The organism is Maribacter sp. UBA3344 (genome assembly GCF_002362375.1).
GTDB lineage: Bacteria > Bacteroidota > Bacteroidia > Flavobacteriales > Flavobacteriaceae > Maribacter > Maribacter dokdonensis.
Genome location: NZ_DERI01000012.1, coordinates 73,824 through 90,716 on the forward strand (window position 1 = coordinate 73,824; position 16,893 = coordinate 90,716).

Consider the following 16,893-nt stretch of genomic DNA (forward strand, 5'->3'; position numbering starts at 1 on the left):
TTTAATTTATTGCATTGGTATTTCCATTAGCAATATTTCAGCTTCGCTATTTACAGTTATATTCAAGGAATTTACATCCCAGATACCTAAACCATCTCGGGAGTTCATCTTTTGGTTTTCAATTTCGACTTCACCTTTGATAACAAAAATATATACTCCGTTTCCATCCAAATGAACTGTATAATTGTCCGTAGCACCGGTGTCATATTTTCCCAAATAAAACCATGCATTTTGTTGGATCCAAACTCCTTGATCGTCTTCGTTAGGAGATAATATTTGATATAAATTGTTTTTAGTTGCAACTTCTGTGGTCGAAATTTGATCATATCTTGGAGTTATATTTCGTTGATTAGGAATAACCCATATTTGCAAAAACTTGACCTCATCAACTGAACTTTGGTTATATTCGCTGTGGGTAACTCCATTACCGGCACTCATTACTTGAATATCTCCTGCTTTGATAATTGTACTATTGCCCATATCATCCATATGTTGAAGGTTACCTTCTAATGGTATGGAAATAATTTCCATGTTTTTATGGGGGTGTGCCCCAAAACCACGCCCCGCTGCAACCGTATCGTCATTTAAAACTCTTAAGGTTCCAAAATTCATTCGTTCTGGGTTATAATAATTGCCGAAACTAAAACTATGATAAGAGTTTAACCAACCGTGATCGGCATGACCTCTAGTGTCCGATTTGTGAAAAATTGTTTTCATAAGTATATTTTATGGCTGTGAATTTAGTCGGTAACTGTGATGATTAATTACGTTACCTAGTGTGATGATAAAAAGTTGGTGAACAATTAATTATTAGCTGTTATAATAATTTTTTAGTCCAATAAATAAGGTAATATAATTTAATTGGTCAAAGTGCGTTATTCACAAAAAATCCCTCAGTAAAATGAAAACCTTTATTTATATTTTTTTAGTGCTTTCTTTTTTTTATTCAAATGCACAAACAAGTGCAGATGCAGCTAAGCATTTGGGTGCAGGCATTGTAATAGGAGGAGTGGGAGGTTATGCCGTAAATAAAATTTCTAACGGGCAAAGTGGGTGGACTTGGGCAGGAGCAGTAGGTAGTGCTTTTGCGGCAGGAATTACAAAAGAAGCTATTTATGATTCTTCGCGAGGAGCCGAATGGGAAACAAGAGATGTGGTATTTACAACATTGGGCGGTGTAATATCTGCATTGGCACTAGAAGTTTTTACTGGAAATAGTGGAAATAGACGCGGTAGCTATAAAAGAGGAAAAAGTTGTGGTTGTATGGTTACCCAAATATATACTGCTCCTAAGATTACTTTACCCATAGTAGTTGAAACTGGCACTGGTGATATATTCTCAGAGGTACAGGCAGCCTATTTACTGAATTGATTTATAATAACCCTTTTGCTTTTATCTCTAAATATTTATTGATGGTGTTTATGGTAAGGTCTTCGGGCTTTGTCAGAATGGTCTGTATGCCATACTTTTTTAGTTCATTGACCACTAGTTGTTTTTCATAAATAAATTTCTCTGCAATTGCCTGTTCAAAAACTTCTAGTGTATTGTTGGGTTTACATTTTGCATACGATACAAGTTCTGAGTTTTCAAAGAAAATAACGACCAGTAAATGTTGTTTGGCAATAGCTTGCAAGTAAGGAAGTTGGCGATGCAGGACATCAAGGGTTTCAAAATTGGTATACAGTAATAATAGACTTCTTTGTGATAAATTTCTTTTGACATCAATATATAACCTACTGAAATCACTTTCAACAAAGTTGGTCTTGAGGTTGTAAAGTGTTTCTAATATTAAGTTCATTTGTGAACTTCTGCGTTCTGCAACAACTCTGTTTTCTATTTTATTGCTAAAAGAGAAAATACCTGCTTTGTCATTTTTTTTGAGGGCAATGCTGCTGATGACCAAGGTAGCGTTTATGGCGTAATCCAGTAAGCTGAGTGAATTAAAAGGCATTTTCATAACCCTGCCTTTATCAATTACAGAATAAATCGGCTGTGACTTTTCATCTTGAAATTGGTTGACCATTAGTTGCCCTCTTTTGGCAGTGGCTTTCCAATTTATATTTCTTATATCATCACCTTGTATGTAATCTTTGATCTGTTCAAACTCCATCGTATGACCGATTCGTCTAATTTTTTTAATGCCAAATTCAAGTAATCTGTTGCTGAATGCCATAAGGTCATACTTGCGAAGTTGTAAAAAAGAAGGGTAAACAGGTACTTCTTTATCTTGGTCAAACGTATATTTTTTAGCTAAAAGGCCAATGGGTGAAATGGCGAATACATTTAAATTTCCAAAACTATAAACGCCCCTTTCTACGGGTCTTACAGTATAGGAGTATAGTTTCTGCTCTCCAGGTTTTAATAGGCTGTTAAAATTGAAATCTCGCTTTTGAAATTGAAACGGAAGTTCATCTATAATGGTTATTTGAGCAGAAAACAAATACTTGTTGTTGACTTCTATCTTAATCGTATTTTCATCACCATTAGAAAGTTTGTCGGTAACAATTCTATGCGCTGTAATTAGCCCTTTTGACAGAAATAGTAAAATGGCATCGGTAATAAGTAAAGCTATAAAAAGGTAAAATAGAAGCTTTGGAATATATGCAATGTTTTCAAAAATATAAGATAGTAGAAAACATAGGATAACTCCTGATAGCACCAAGAAGAACCTTTTTTGAATAAATATATTTTTGAAAATCTTTTTCACTGAAGTTTATCTTGGGATTTCTATGGTTTGAATTAAATCCTTGATCATTTTCTCAGCTGTATAACCCTCCATTTCACGTTCTGGAGTCAGAATAATTCTATGGCATAGTATAGGGCTTACTACTTTCTTTATATCATCTGGTGTAATAAAATCTCTTCCGTTAATGGCGGCAACGGCTTTAGAAGCGTCTAAAATGGCAATAGATGCCCTTGGAGATGCGCCTAAATAAAGGTTGGCGTTTGTTCTGGTATTATTAACGATTGCTGCAATATATTTTAGAAGATTATCTTCCACGACAATATCTTTGATGACCTTTTGGTAAGCGGCAATTTGTTCAGCCGAAAGAATAGCATCTATAAGTGATTCTACATTATTGTTTTTTTGATGGTGTTTATTTTCTAAAATCTGTACTTCTTCTTCTAAAGTTGGGTAGTGTACATTGATTTTAAAAAGAAAACGGTCTAATTGGGCTTCGGGTAATCTGTAGGTACCTTCTTGCTCTACAGGGTTTTGGGTAGCAAAAACCAAAAACGGAGGTTGCATGTCAAATTCATTACCATCTATGGTTATTTGTCTTTCTGCCATAGCTTCAAAAAGTGCAGCCTGTGTTTTTGCCGGAGCTCTGTTTATTTCGTCGATCAATATAATATTTGAAAAAATAGGACCTTTTTTAAATTCTAATTCAGATGTTTTAACATTGAAAATAGATGTTCCAAGAATATCACTAGGCATTAAATCTGGCGTAAACTGTATTCTGCTAAAATCTACGTTCATAGTTTTTGCAAGTAGTTTTGCGGTTACAGTTTTGGCAACACCTGGAACCCCTTCTATAAGTGAATGACCATTGGCTAAAATTGAAACGATCAAAAGTTCGATCATTTCTTGTTGACCGATTATAACCTTTCCTAATTCGGCTTTTACCTTGGTAACAGAATCTTGAAGCTTGGTAAGATCTATTCTAGAATTAAATTCTACCTGCTGTTCGTCTTGTGTGTTATCTTCCATAAGATTGTTTAAATGTATTTATTTTCTTGGCAAGTACTATAGCGTCTTGTTCAGAATGTATAGGTTTGTTTTTAAGACTAAGAATGAACTCGATGAGGTCTTTGGTTTCTTCTATCGATTTTCCTGCCTTAGCACTTAATTGTGCTATTAGTTTTTCATCAAGAACCGTAGTGTTTACATAAAACCTATTTCTAATATGGGTTAAAAAATAGGTGATTTTTTTATGGTTTAAGTTGGTGTAGTCTTTCTTTTGATGGTATAATGAACCCACTGTTTTAGCAAATTCTACGGAAGAATTTTCTAATGGTTTTATAATTGGTATTATTCGTTGCTCTCTTTTTGCCTTGAAAATAACAAATAGCAATAAACCAGTAATTGTTAGGTAGTAACTCCATTTTAAGGCAGGTTGATTTAAAACGAACCTCATTGGAGAGGTAATTACTTTACGCCCAGATTTCTTATAATCGTCCCATATTAGGGTATTGTCATTCAAATAAGCGAAACTTTGACTACTGTAACCAATTTTATCACTTAACATATAATAGTTGGTATAAGCAATAGGCAGGGTGTTGATAATAAAATTTCCTTTGCCAAATGAAGTTTTTATGAAGTTGGGACTTATTTTTATTTCATTGGGGGTGTTATTTAGCAATGTGGAACTTTTCACGTGAATATGACCTAAAATTTCTGTTTTGGCGGTATCAATACTGGTTAAATATGCAGGGTTGACACCTCTTTCAAAATAGAAAGCCTCTTCATTAAAATGTGCATTGGTAAATGATGCTTTAGTTGAATCTTCTTTTATGTCATACCGTTGTTCAATGGTGATATTCAATGTGTCTGCCAATTTACCGGTAAGGTTGCTCGTAGCTATGAATACCTGATTGCCTTCGTCTACAAATTTTAATAGTTGGTTTGTTTCCTGTTCGTCCAAATAAATAAAATCATTGATCAAAATGTAATTGGCGGCAGTTGAGGTATCTCGATCTACTAGCACATCATAGATGTTTTCTTCTACAGTTTCAATATCGTTATGCGGAAAAATAGATGCCAATTCATTATAAAGCACATAGCAACCGAACGGAATTTTAGATGCCAATGTGTAAGACGGGCTCCAATTGATCGGTCTTGGGCGTACTATTTCTGTTACAATGATACCAATAAGCACCGCAACCAAAAGACCAAGTATTATTTTAGAACGTTTTCCCAAGTTACTATTGAATTAGTTTGTTGATTGCTTCAAAATCTAAGACAGATACGGTGTATCTATCGTTATCTATATCTTGTTCTCCGTACCATATATAATCGTATAGATAGGCTATTCTTTTAAAACCTTGTTTTAACTGTGGTTGTTGAATCTCGTTAACGTAATCTGTATTGGTTTTATCAAAATGCCAATCTATAATATCTTTTTTAGACAGTTTTTGCAGTGATAATAGAAACTGGTAACGTACCGCTAGTCTGTAGTCTTTATTTGCAAGGGCCTCATTCAATAAGTTGCCGATATCAACACCTTCAATGTGTTCTTCGGTAAGGTTAATATCGTTGATCGTTTCAGCCTTTTTTTGAAAGATTGCGCTGAAATTTTCTTTGATCAGGAATTTTACGAGTAGGTAAATGGCGAGAATTCCTAATAAGAGATAAATTAGATATTCTAAAAGTTGTAATACTTCTGGAGATAGGGTAATGCCAAACACATCGAATAGCCCTTGTCCGACCCAATTTAAAAATCGAGCAAATAAATTTTGAGATTCGCCGGTTTTAAAGGTATAGTTGAATTCATCGTCTGAATATTTCTTTGTCAGGTCATCTTCAAAATTTCTCAATGTTAAAACTGATGAAGTATCGGTTTTAACAATACTATCTGTTTTATGTTGAGCAAATGAGAAAAAGGTCATCAACAAAAAGAAAATATAAATGAATGGTAGTCTCAAATTAATCGTTTTGTCCTATTTGTTCAATTCTTGACCTTGTATTTTCATTATAAGTCTTTTCATGTAATGCATAATATAATATGCCATTGATAAACTGGGAAAGACATTGTCCGTATACCGCAATAATCAGGAAAATGGATAACCCTAAAGTGTAAACAATTGTTGAAACAATAGAATTTGTATAATCTACATCGTTCTCTACAACATGAAAAGTATACACCCCTATTATAATACCGGGTATGGTCAAAGCGATCATTAATAGTAAACCTAATAATAAACCTAAAATAAAGTTTACTCCTATAGATTTCCAAAAACTACCGGTTACAAGTTTCCAACCTTCGCCCAAGGCATCGGTAACGCTTTTTTTATTTTGAAGCATATCAAAAAAAGAAACACCGATCCAGGCTGTTAAAAAGAACTGAACAATATACTGGGCAAAAAAGCCTAGTAGGGGTATAATGGCTAAAATTATGGCCACTATAAAATAGACAAGGTAAATAGGTATAAGCAATAGGACAAAAAGCAAAATATTTCCAAATTGGCTTTTAGCATATTGCCAAACTTCTTTTTTGTCTACGTTAGAATCTTTGGTTTCCTCATATTTAATCATATAACTAGTAGAAAGCGAATAATTTAGAAAAGCAACTCCCAGAAAAATAATAAAGAATAAAAATCCTCCTATACCTAAATAGACATAATACTCTTCTTCAGCAGCTAAATTATCGGAAAACGGACTTTGCCCAGATTCGTGTGCTATCATTCCTATAAAACCAGAAACCAATAGGTAACTGGTAATTAAAAGTCCTATTAAGAAAACACCATTGTAGCTTAAGAAAACATTGGTAAAGCTTTTTATGTTCTGTTTAAAAAAATCAAAATAAGCGGAGATAATACCGCCGAATTCACGATTAACCTTTAGCGGTATGTAATTGTCTTTCATGTTTGGTATTTAGTAAAATAGGATATGCTATGTAATAAAAAATGATTAGGAATAATGATGCTCCAATAATTATGAATGCCAACCAATTGGGCATATTGGTATACCTTGTTATAAATCCTTCAATAAATCCGGCAATTATAAAAAACGGTATGGTGCTGACTACAACTTTAAGCCCATCTTTGGCACCCTTCATAAAAGAGACGCGCCTAGCGTACGTTTTCGGAAAAAGTATGCTGTTGCCCATTATTAGACCTGCACAGCCGGCAATAATAATAACCGATATTTCTATGGTACCGTGAAGCCAAATTTGTTTATTGGCCTCAAAGAAAACTCCTTTGGTATAAAAAAAAGTAATGAATGCCCCGAGCATTACACCATTTGAAAATAATATATATGCGGTGCCTATACTTGTGATTACCCCAAAGGCAAATGCTAAAAAGGCAACTCTAATATTGTTAATGGTAATTCCCAAAAAAGAACCAATTTCACTACCGCCTTTATAGATTGCTGCTGGATCACCGTTAGCTATGTTGTTAAGTGTTTCATTAACATAGGCATCACCTAAAATCAACCTTACAAAGGTAGCATCGTTAATAGCGGATAAAGAGCCAATGGCAGATGCGATAATAAAAATTAAAAAGGCAATGCCCAAGGTGTTATGGTACTGTCTGAAAAAAAGAGGGAATTCTGTAATCCAAAAACTGAGAATTCGATTTTTACTTTCCTTTTTGTTCTTATAGATTTTCTGGTGGGCAAGAGAAGCAAGTTCGTTTAAATACAATAAAGTCTTACTTTCTGCGTAATACGTTTGCGCGTATGCCAAATCATTGGTCAGTTGAATATAGCCATTGGCAAGTTCATCTGGGTCGGTAGAAGCACCTAGGTTAATAGCTTTTTCAAAAGCTATCCATTTTTCCTTATTTTGCTTTACAAAAGCAGCTTCGCGCATAAACTATATTTACCTTGTTAAATTTAAGATTAAATGAATAACCTTCAAATCAATACAACGCAAAATGTTAACCTTAATTATACTATTGTTAGTATTGGTGAAAGAATTGTAGCGTTTTTTATAGATGCATTTATACTTTACCTCTATTTTATCTTGGTGAATTTAATTGGTGATGCTATAGGTTATATATATTCAGATGGATGGACGCAGAGAGGTTTAGTTGCTTTAATTTCTTTACCGGCAATGTTTTATACACTTTTAATGCATATTACCTTTAATGGTAGAACCGTTGGTAAAATGATTATGAAAATGAGAGTGGTAAAGGTAGATGGTTCACCAGTTCATTGGAGTAATTATTTAATTAGATGGATGTTACGTTTGGTTGATATTTGGATTTTTCTTGGGTCTATAGGTTTGCTCACTATTTTATTCTCCGATAAAAAACAGCGTTTAGGTGATGCCGCGGCAGGTACGGTGGTCATTAGTACAAAGAATAGGACAAAGGTATCCCATACCATTTTAGAAGAGGTGGAAGATGCTTATGTGCCTCAAATCATGAATGTTACTATGTTGACCGATAAGGATGTTAGACTTATTAAAGAAACATTTGGGATAGCTAAAAAAAGTAATGATTTTAAGACGTTAAAAGCGCTTAGAGAGAAAGTTGAAAGTATCTTGCAGACCAATTCGGAATTGTACGATATTGCGTACTTGGATACCGTTCTAAAAGACTATAATTACTTTACGCAAAAGATCTAGCCCATGTTTTATTTCATTATCGATATTTTAGGAACCATTGCTTTTGCAATATCTGGGGTGTTGGTTGCTATGGATAAAAGGTTAGATGTATTTGGGGTTTTGATCATTGCATTTGTTACAGCTGTTGGGGGAGGCACCTTACGAGATCTACTTATAGGTATTAAACCCGTTGGCTGGCTTAATGCCCCAGTTCATTTATTGATTATTGTAGTAACCGTATTGCTGGCAATCATTTTTGTGAAGCAATTAAAATACGTAAGAAAATCACTTTTTTTGTTTGACACCATTGGCATTGGTTTGTATACCATGGTAGGTATAGAAAAAGGTTTGGCGGCAGATCTTTTACCGGTAATGTGTATTGCTTTAGGAACCATTACCGCCTGTTTTGGTGGCGTTATAAGAGATATATTGTGTAATGAGATTCCTGTAATATTTAGAAAGGAAATTTATGCCACCGTTTGTATATTAGGTGGGTTGGTGTATTTTGTATTGATACAGTTTCCTATAAACGATACCATTGCTTATTCTTTGGCTATACTTACTATAATAATTATGCGGGTATTAGCAGTTCGCTTCAAAATTTCCCTGCCCAATATTTATAGAAATCAAGCTTAATTCTGAGTGGTTGGCTATGGTTGCTTATTCTATAACTTCAGCTTTTTGAATATAAACATTTCTCATAGGCCAATCTCCTTTTTCTACAGGTACGTTATTTATTTTATCAACCACATCCATGCCATCAATGACCCTTCCGAAAGGAGTATAGTTATCATCTAAGTGATATGAGCCAGGGTCTGTAACAACAATAAAAAATTCAAATGGTGATGCTAGTTTATGTGGATTGTCCATTTCACTACTTGGCATGGAAATAGTGCCCCTGTGGTGCTTATGCCCTTTTCTGGTATCTGGCGGCAATAGATAACGACCAATTTTAGATCGTTTTTCTGCTGTCTTTTTGTCATCAGAGTTTCCACCTTGAATAATAAAATTCTTTACCACTCTATGAAACTGAGTATCGTTAAAATATCCTTTTTTGGTGAGGTATATAAAATTGGCCCGGTGGTAGGGTACGTTATCAAATAATTCTACGGTAAAACTGCCAAATTTTGTGGTAATTCTGACCTTGTTTTCTTTTAGGGTCTTTTCATAGTTGAAAAAGTAATCAATGGCATTCTCTTCGGTAAGTTCAAAAGCATCTTTTTCTTGTTCTTTTTCAGCTTCATTTTCAGTAATTTTAGTAGAGTCTATCGTTGTCTTGGCTACGGTAGTAGTACTATCAACTTTCTTAGGGGTATCTTTGCAACTGTCCATTGCAAAAAATACTAAGAGTAGTAAAGAATAGAATTTTGGTAAACGCATGAATTTTAATTTTTTTGAACAACAGATATCAAAAATAAAGGATCTACCGCTACCGGGAGAAGCTTCGCAATACAAAATGGCTCCAGAAAGCCGATTAGAAGAATTACAACGTATTAATATTTCTCCGAAAAATCCTAGAAGGGCAGGGGTAATGGCATTGTTTTACCCTACAAATAATATGGGAACAAACTTGCTTTTGATTTTACGTAAAACTTATAAAGGGGTACATTCTAACCAAGTTGCTTTTCCTGGGGGCAAAGAAGAAAAATCTGATGATGGTCTATTGACCACTGCGCTTAGGGAAACGTATGAAGAAGTAGGGGTGGCACCAAACGACATTACGGTGATCAAAGAAATTTCAGAAATCTTTATACCCCCCAGTAATTTTATGGTTCAGCCTTATATTGGGCTATATCGAAATCCAAAACCATTTGTAAAACAAGATGCAGAGGTTGAGTTAATTTTAGAAGTTCCTCTATCGGATTTTTTAGATGATACATTGGTAGTTTCAAAAAAAATGACCACATCTTACGCTGTGGATATTGAAGTACCAGCCTTTAAATTAAACGGTTATATCGTATGGGGGGCAACGGCAATGATGATGAATGAGATTAAAGAGTTACTAAAGCAGGTGTTGTAAGGCATATTTAATTATTTTAGCATTCTATGGGATTATTTGATAAAAACCCTTTTGGGCATAATTTATTCATTAAAAAATGGCTAATACGCATTTTGGCCGTGCTATCGCATCAGCGGTATAAGCGCTTTAATACGTTGGAAATTGAAGGGTCTGATATTATTAGAAATTTACCGGATAAAAATGTGTTGTTCGTAAGTAACCATCAAACATACTTTGCAGATGTTGTGGCTATGTTTCATGTTTTTAATGCCAGTTTAAGCGGTCGTGAAGATTCCATTAAGAACTTGGGATATATTTGGCAACCAAAATTGAATATGTATTATGTGGCCGCTGCAGAAACCATGAGGAAAAGTCTTTTGACCAAGATAATGGCCTATGCGGGATCTGTAAGTGTAGAACGTACTTGGCGTTCAGAGGGCAAAGATGTTAAGCGCCAAGTAAAAATGAGCGATATTTCTAGTATAGGCAAGGCCTTGAACGATGGTTGGGTAATTACTTTTCCACAAGGTACAACTACCCCTTGGAAACCTTTAAGAAAAGGTACGGCACACATTATCAAAAAATATAAACCAGTGGTTGTGCCAGTGGTTATTGATGGTTTTAGACGTTCTTTTGATAAAAAAGGACTTCGTGTTAAAAAGAAAGGAATACTTCAATCTATGGTTATTAAAGAGCCATTGGATATTGATTACGAAAATGAATCTACCGAATCTATAATAGAAAAATTGGAGTACGCTATTGAGCAGCACCCATCATTTTTAAAAGTGATATCAAAAGCCGATCTTTTGGCTATTGAGGAAGAGAACAAACAGCGTAAATGGAATCCCCCTTCTTAAATAGTAAGGTTTCTAAGTTCACTGTAGTTCTGCTTTAGTTTTCTAAGTAGCAGTCCGTATAATAAGAAATAAATGCCGCCCATGACCAAGGTTAGAATTACTCCAAAAATACCTATGGACATCATTATGGTAATTTTTAATTTTTCGGGTGATATGTTTGCAAGGCTATCTTTTAATTCTGGGAAGGCATTGACCATATTATCATTTAGGTAAACACCTATGATCATTATGATTATGGTCATCATTATCATGGATAATGAAAAAATAACGTAATGCTTAACGGTTTTTCTAGTCTTTATGATTTTCTTCATTAGACTTTTGGAGTTGTCCAAAACCGAAATTTCCTTAAATCTTTTATAGAACTGAAAAATAAAATAAAAGGCTATGATATAAGTAAATCCAGAGAGTACTACAAGGTATTTTGAGACACCTATGTTTTCATATAGCTCCATTCCATCACGCATAGATGGTAGTAGATATAAAAGGTGCGGTACGGTAAATTCCAATATACTGATGATAAGGATCCACCTAACAATTGAGGAAGATTTCTTCCATATCATTTTATGAATCTCGTCATAGCTTAATTTAGGAACATCGAATTCCTTTTTTTGCCAATCTTTCTTTAATAATTCCAGTTCATCCGTCATACGCCTATGGATTCAAAATGGTTCTTAATTTTGTTTTGATACGGTTCATTTTAACCCGTGCATTTACTTCGGAAATACCTAATGTTTCAGATATTTCAGTATAGTTTTTATCTTCAAGATATAAAAACACCAACGCTTTATCAACGTCATTTAATTGTTTGACCGCCTTGTACATTAATTTTAATTGTAGTTCTTCGGTCTCGTCATATTCGTCGGCTTTGATCTTAAAAATTACAGACTCATAATCAGCTGTGTCAATTCTTCTTTTTTGTTTTCGATATAGTGTAATGGCAGTATTTAGTGCCACACGATACATCCAAGTACTGAATTTGGCATCGCCCCTAAATTTGGGATAAGCCTTCCATAATTGAATGGTAATTTCTTGAAACAGATCATTGTGAGAGTCGCGGTCGTTTGTATACAGCGTACACACTTTATGGACAATGTTTTGGTTGTCCTGTAGCTCGGTCACAAATTTGTGTTCAAGTTCTTTATTCACTCTTGGTTGGCTGTTCTTACGTTGTTAGTCTATAAAAGGTTTTGTTTGTTACAATATATTTAGAAATACATAAAAAAAGTGCCAATTAATACCTTGGCACTTTTAAAATCTATAACATAAGACTCTATTTTCTATAATCTAAGGCAGGTGCTCTATCACCTAAAAGAGGAATGTATTTAAAATCTGCACCTCTTTTTTCTAAAAATTCAGCTTTAGCGGTCTCTACCAATTTTTTATCCTTAAAAAGGTCTATTGCAGTTTTAGTCAAGGTCTTTGCGGCTACCATCATTCCTTTTCTACCAATGGAGGTTCCACCTGCAGCAACCGCTTGCCAACTGTGAGCCGGTGTGCCAGGAACCCAGGTAGCGGTGCCAAAACCAACTGTAGGTACGGTAAAGCTAACATCGCCTACATCTGTAGAGCCGTAAGCCCTAGCTTCGGTTTTGTAAGGTTGAACATTTTTAGCAGTAGCAAGATCCGCTTTTTCCTGTCCTAAGGTTACAGCTATTTTATCAGCAAATTCTTTTTCTTCTGCTGTGTATTCTATACCGCCAACTTCAGAAAGATTGTCGTGCATTACTTTTTGTAATGTTAGGTTGGGCAGTAATTCGTGTGTACCACCGATCATCTCATAGTCCATTGTAGTTCCTGTTCCCAATGCGGCACCTTCGGCAGCTTTTACCATTCTGTCGAATATATCGATCACAACATCACGTCGATTATGACGTGCATAGTAATAAACTTCTGCAAAATCTGGCACTACGTTGGGTGCTTTACCTCCAGCTGTAATAACATAATGTATTCTGGCCTCTTGCGGAATGTGTTCCCTCATCATATTGATCATCAAGTTCATGGCTTCAACACCATCAAGGGCAGAACGTCCTTTTTCTGGAGAACCGGCGGCATGGGCAGAAATACCATGAAATCTGAATTTTGCCGATTTATTAGCTAACGCAGCACCTGCGCTAGCTGCATTTTGTGACCCGGGGTGCCAATGTAGCGCTATGTCAACATCATTGAAGAGACCTTCACGAACCATATAAACTTTACCCGATCCACCTTCTTCAGCAGGAGTTCCATAGAAACGGATGGTACCTTTTGCCTTATTGGCCTCTAACCATTCCTTTGTTGAAATTGCCGCTGCCGTAGATGCCGTACCGAACAAGTGATGACCACAGGCATGACCAGCGGCGGCACCAGCAGATTCTTTTTCAGCGGTAGCTTTTTGGGATAGTCCCGGTAATGCATCATACTCGCCCATAATGGCAATTACGGGACTGCCACTGCCATATTCCGCAATAAAAGCGGTAGGTATACCCGCTACTTCGGTTTTAATGGAGAAACCGGCATCCTTTAATGTTTTTTGTAATAGACCCGAGCTCTGTTCCTCTTGGTATCCCATTTCTGCGAATTCCCAAATATTTTGAGCTATATTTCCGTAATCATCACTTTTTTGCTCTAATTTTTTGATTATGTCTTTTTCGCTCTTCTGAGCATTCATAGAAAAAACTGAAGTACCTAGTACTGCCAGTAAAATAAGGGTTTTGCGCATTTTCGTGTTTGTTTGAGTTAGAGCTTAAAGATACTAAAAACACATTATTATTTTAAAGTAGGAGTCCATTTGTTTAATTTTGTCAGTAAGTAAACTACTATGAACATACCACTCTCAAGCTATCCTAGAATTGTAATTATAGGTGGTGGTTTTGGCGGAGTATCTCTAGCCAAAAAATTAAGTAAACAAGAAGTACAAGTTGTCCTTATAGATAAGAACAATTATCATACATTTCAACCACTATTATATCAAGTGTCTACAGGAGGTCTTGAGCCAGATTCCATTGCCTACCCCTTGCGCAAGGTATTGATCGGATATGACAATTTTTATTTCCGTTTGGCAGAAGTAGAACATATTGATGCGACCGGTAAAAAAGTGAATACCAACATTGGGGATATAAGTTATGATTATTTGGTGGTAGCCACAGGTTCTGAAACCAATTTCTTTGGAAATAAGGAAATTGAGGAGCATGCCATGTCAATGAAATCAATTCCGCAATCATTGAACTTACGTAGTTTAATATTGGAAAATTTTGAGCAAGCGCTTCTTACCGATGTCTATCACGAACGCGATGCATTAATGAACTTTGTAATTGTTGGTGGCGGACCAACTGGTGTTGAGTTAGCAGGAGCTTTGGCTGAAATTAAAAAAGGAATATTACCAAAAGATTACCCTGATCTAGATACCCGAAGAGCACAAATTAATATTGTTCAAGGTGGAGATTGTTTATTGCCGGGTTTTAGTGCGCAAGCATCTAAAAAAGCAGAAGATTTTTTAGAAAAATTAGGGGTTCAAGTATGGAAAGGGGTTAGGGTTACCGGTTATAACGGTAAAACCGTTACCACAAAAACAGATTTGAAATTCGATTCTGCCGCCGTCATTTGGGCAGCAGGTGTTAAAGGAGCCGGAATTAAGGGGTTGGATGGTGAAGATGTTGTGGCTGGTGGCAACAGGTTAAATGTTAACGAATTTAATCAGGTAATAGGATATCCGGAAATATTCGCTATTGGCGATATTGCTTGTATGGCTACAGAAGATAACCCCCGTGGTCATCCAATGGTAGCTCAACCGGCAATTCAACAAGGCAGGTTGTTGGGTGAGAATCTGGTGAGGTTAATAGAACATAAGCCAATGAAACCTTTTGTGTATAATGATAAAGGTAGTATGGCTACTATAGGGAGAAATAAAGCAGTATGCGATATTAAGAAATTTAGGTTTCAAGGGGTATTTGCATGGTTCGTTTGGATGTTCGTTCATTTATTCTTTTTAATAGGGTTTAGAAATAGAATGGTCGTATTTATAAACTGGGTATACAATTATATAAGGTTCGATCGAGAGGCAAGATTAATTATTAGACCGTATAAAAGAGATTACAGTCAGTTTAAAGACTAAAGAAGAGGTGTTATTTCTTGCTACCGCTGTAAGTTAAGTGTTTGGTAGTTAAAGTTTTGATAAGTATTTCGTTAGGTGTACTATTTAAAATATCTTTTGTAGGAATTTATTTTCAACATCTGATATCCAACCTATGAAAGTTCTCGTGCGAAGTTTTCTGTTCATGTTTGTAATTGTTGTCAATGGTCAAGCAATAGAAGAGCCTCCAGAGAAAAATCAACCTTCTTCATTGACGGGAATAGCGGTTACGGGGCATGCATATCCTGTTTCTGCAATAGGTGATGTTCACAAATCTTTTATGGTTCAATATGGGGTTACAAAATCTTTGCAATTAGAACTTCAAGGGTTTTACGATACTTATATTTTGTCGGAAAGATTTCGATCTAGTTTAATGGTAAAGTATTATCTGAATAAAAGATTATACTTGCTCTCTGGTCTAGATGCAGAAATTGCAACTGAAAATTCAGAAGTTGGACAAGCACCTTATCGACTTGGCTTTGTAGCGGGAATGGGATATGATGTTACAGAGAACTTCATGCTTGAAATAAAAAGTAGTATTCAATTGAACGAAACTGGTATAGGTGCTTTTGGTGAAACTCAAATTGAAATGCCATCTGTTTATACCATTGGCAGTAAATGGAAATTTTAATAACTTTTTCTAGGGTGGTAGGTATTCATGACCTCCGCCAAATGAGATCGGTCTACGTGCATATAAATTTCTGTAGTGGTAATACTCTCATGTCCTAGCATTTGTTGAATTGCACGTAAATCTGCACCATTTTCAAGTAAATGAGTGGCAAATGAATGTCTAAAGGTGTGAGGGCTAATACTCTTGTTTAATCCAATAGTGGTCGCCAAGTTCTTAACAATAGTAAAAATCATGGCTCTGGTAAGTTGTTTTCCTCGTCGGTTCAAGAACAAAATATCTTGAAAACCTTCCTGAATTTTTAAATGTACCCTAATTTCATTTCGGTAAATATCAATATATTTTTTATTCACGTGACTTATAGGTACAAATCGCTGTTTATCACCTTTGCCGGTAACTTTAATAAAATCTTCATCAAAAAAAAGGTCGGAAATTTTTAAGCTAATTAGTTCGGAAACTCTTAAACCACAGCCATATAAAGTTTCTAGCATAGCTCTATTTCTTTCACCTTCTGGTGTACTTAGGTCAATGGCATTGATTAAATTATCTATTTCAGTTTCTGAAAGCGTATCAGGTAACTTTCGTCCTATTTTTGGAGATTCTATTAAGTCTAAAGGGTTGTCTTTTCTATAATCTTCAAAAATTAAGTATCCAAAAAAGCTTTTTAAGCCAGATATGATACGTGCTTGTGATCTGGGGTTTACTACTTTGGCCACCTCATATATAAATTGCTGTACGGTTTGTTTATCAATAAGAATAGGGGTAGTATTAATGTCGTGCGCTTCTAGAAAGGTCATAAGCTTTTCAATATCTCTAGAGTAACTTAGAATAGAGTTTTTAGATAGTCCGCGTTCCAGTTTAAGGTAGGTGGTAAAATCTTTAAGCGCATGTTTCCAATTCATGGTTTAAAGATAAAGAATACATTAATTCTGTAGTAAATAATGTATAGATGGAAGAAATACTGGTTTATTGGTATATGTAAATACTTGTTAAATTTTTACTTTTACACCTATTAACTATAAAATGG

Annotated in this window: 19 protein-coding genes; 7 read left to right on the forward strand and 12 right to left on the reverse strand. The window is 35.2% G+C overall.

The window, feature by feature from the left end; all coding sequences use genetic code 11:
- Window positions 1-6: 6 nt before the first annotated feature.
- Complete coding sequence (locus B2Z27_RS09595) at window positions 7-717, reverse strand: pirin family protein (protein WP_286813491.1); 711 nt, start codon at window positions 715-717, stop codon at window positions 7-9.
- 184 nt (window positions 718-901) lie between these two features.
- On the opposite strand from B2Z27_RS09595, the gene B2Z27_RS09600 reads away from it, so the two are divergent.
- Complete coding sequence (locus B2Z27_RS09600) at window positions 902-1,372, forward strand: hypothetical protein (RefSeq protein WP_286813492.1); 471 nt, start codon at window positions 902-904, stop codon at window positions 1,370-1,372.
- Between the two features lies 1 nt (window position 1,373).
- On the opposite strand, the gene B2Z27_RS09605 is transcribed toward B2Z27_RS09600, so the two are convergent.
- The 6 genes from B2Z27_RS09605 to B2Z27_RS09630 are packed head-to-tail and all read right to left on the reverse strand — an operon-like array spanning window position 1,374 to window position 7,536.
- Window positions 1,374-2,708 carry a DUF58 domain-containing protein gene (locus B2Z27_RS09605; protein WP_286813493.1) on the reverse strand — a complete coding sequence of 445 codons (1,335 nt, stop codon included), beginning with the start codon at window positions 2,706-2,708 and terminating at the stop codon, window positions 1,374-1,376.
- Between the two features lie 6 nt (window positions 2,709-2,714).
- The gene (locus B2Z27_RS09610) at window positions 2,715-3,713 is read right to left on the reverse strand and encodes an AAA family ATPase (RefSeq protein WP_286813494.1); all 999 of its coding nucleotides are present in this window, start codon (window positions 3,711-3,713) and stop codon (window positions 2,715-2,717) included.
- Window positions 3,703-4,923, reverse strand: a complete 1,221-nt coding sequence (locus tag B2Z27_RS09615; RefSeq protein WP_286813495.1) for a DUF4350 domain-containing protein — start codon at window positions 4,921-4,923, stop codon at window positions 3,703-3,705. Before B2Z27_RS09615 ends, B2Z27_RS09610 begins: the two co-directional genes overlap by 11 nt.
- A gap of 4 nt (window positions 4,924-4,927) precedes the next feature.
- Window positions 4,928-5,647, reverse strand: coding sequence for a DUF4129 domain-containing protein (locus B2Z27_RS09620; protein ID WP_286813496.1), 720 nt, complete (start codon window positions 5,645-5,647; stop codon window positions 4,928-4,930).
- 1 nt (window position 5,648) lies between these two features.
- Entirely contained in the window at window positions 5,649-6,587 is a 939-nt protein-coding gene (locus B2Z27_RS09625) for a hypothetical protein (protein ID WP_286813497.1), read from the reverse strand.
- Complete coding sequence (locus tag B2Z27_RS09630) at window positions 6,556-7,536, reverse strand: stage II sporulation protein M (RefSeq protein WP_058105733.1); 981 nt, start codon at window positions 7,534-7,536, stop codon at window positions 6,556-6,558. The genes B2Z27_RS09625 and B2Z27_RS09630 overlap by 32 nt, the downstream gene beginning before the upstream one ends.
- Before the next feature lie 33 nt (window positions 7,537-7,569).
- On the opposite strand from B2Z27_RS09630, the gene B2Z27_RS09635 reads away from it, so the two are divergent.
- Entirely contained in the window at window positions 7,570-8,295 is a 726-nt protein-coding gene (locus tag B2Z27_RS09635; RefSeq protein ID WP_058105734.1) for an RDD family protein, read from the forward strand.
- A gap of 3 nt (window positions 8,296-8,298) precedes the next feature.
- On the forward strand, window positions 8,299-8,910 hold the full coding sequence (locus B2Z27_RS09640; protein WP_210708042.1) for a trimeric intracellular cation channel family protein: 612 nt from the start codon (window positions 8,299-8,301) through the stop codon (window positions 8,908-8,910).
- A gap of 24 nt (window positions 8,911-8,934) precedes the next feature.
- Here the strand turns inward: B2Z27_RS09640 and B2Z27_RS09645 are convergent, their stop codons facing one another.
- Window positions 8,935-9,654, reverse strand: coding sequence for a peptidylprolyl isomerase (locus B2Z27_RS09645; protein WP_286813498.1), 720 nt, complete (start codon window positions 9,652-9,654; stop codon window positions 8,935-8,937).
- Here B2Z27_RS09645 and B2Z27_RS09650 point away from each other — a divergent pair.
- Window positions 9,653-10,294, forward strand: coding sequence for an NUDIX hydrolase (locus B2Z27_RS09650; RefSeq protein WP_286813499.1), 642 nt, complete (start codon window positions 9,653-9,655; stop codon window positions 10,292-10,294). The genes B2Z27_RS09645 and B2Z27_RS09650 overlap by 2 nt on opposite strands.
- A gap of 26 nt (window positions 10,295-10,320) precedes the next feature.
- Window positions 10,321-11,130, forward strand: coding sequence for a lysophospholipid acyltransferase family protein (locus B2Z27_RS09655; RefSeq protein ID WP_058105738.1), 810 nt, complete (start codon window positions 10,321-10,323; stop codon window positions 11,128-11,130).
- Here the strand turns inward: B2Z27_RS09655 and B2Z27_RS09660 are convergent.
- The 3 genes from B2Z27_RS09660 to B2Z27_RS09670 all read right to left on the reverse strand — a co-directional run bounded on the left by B2Z27_RS09660 (window position 11,127) and on the right by B2Z27_RS09670 (window position 13,828).
- Window positions 11,127-11,777 carry a hypothetical protein gene (locus B2Z27_RS09660; RefSeq protein WP_058105739.1) on the reverse strand — a complete coding sequence of 217 codons (651 nt, stop codon included), beginning with the start codon at window positions 11,775-11,777 and terminating at the stop codon, window positions 11,127-11,129. The genes B2Z27_RS09655 and B2Z27_RS09660 overlap by 4 nt on opposite strands.
- Before the next feature lie 4 nt (window positions 11,778-11,781).
- Window positions 11,782-12,276, reverse strand: a complete 495-nt coding sequence (locus tag B2Z27_RS09665) for an RNA polymerase sigma factor (protein ID WP_058105740.1) — start codon at window positions 12,274-12,276, stop codon at window positions 11,782-11,784.
- A gap of 124 nt (window positions 12,277-12,400) precedes the next feature.
- Window positions 12,401-13,828, reverse strand: a complete 1,428-nt coding sequence (locus tag B2Z27_RS09670; protein WP_286813500.1) for an amidohydrolase — start codon at window positions 13,826-13,828, stop codon at window positions 12,401-12,403.
- Window positions 13,829-13,927: 99 nt separating this feature from the next.
- Between B2Z27_RS09670 and B2Z27_RS09675 the strand changes: the two genes are divergently transcribed.
- Together B2Z27_RS09675 and B2Z27_RS09680 are read left to right on the forward strand one after the other, a co-directional pair.
- A complete protein-coding gene (locus tag B2Z27_RS09675) occupies window positions 13,928-15,220 on the forward strand; it encodes an NAD(P)/FAD-dependent oxidoreductase (protein WP_286813501.1) in 1,293 nt (430 codons plus the stop codon).
- A 133-nt stretch (window positions 15,221-15,353) separates the two neighbouring features.
- The gene (locus B2Z27_RS09680; RefSeq protein WP_143751754.1) at window positions 15,354-15,869 is read left to right on the forward strand and encodes a hypothetical protein; all 516 of its coding nucleotides are present in this window, start codon (window positions 15,354-15,356) and stop codon (window positions 15,867-15,869) included.
- Here B2Z27_RS09680 and xerD read toward each other — a convergent pair.
- Entirely contained in the window at window positions 15,866-16,768 is a 903-nt protein-coding gene (gene xerD / locus B2Z27_RS09685; RefSeq protein WP_099192553.1) for a site-specific tyrosine recombinase XerD, read from the reverse strand. The two genes, B2Z27_RS09680 and xerD, sit on opposite strands and share 4 nt — an antisense overlap.
- Window positions 16,769-16,893 lie beyond the last annotated feature (125 nt).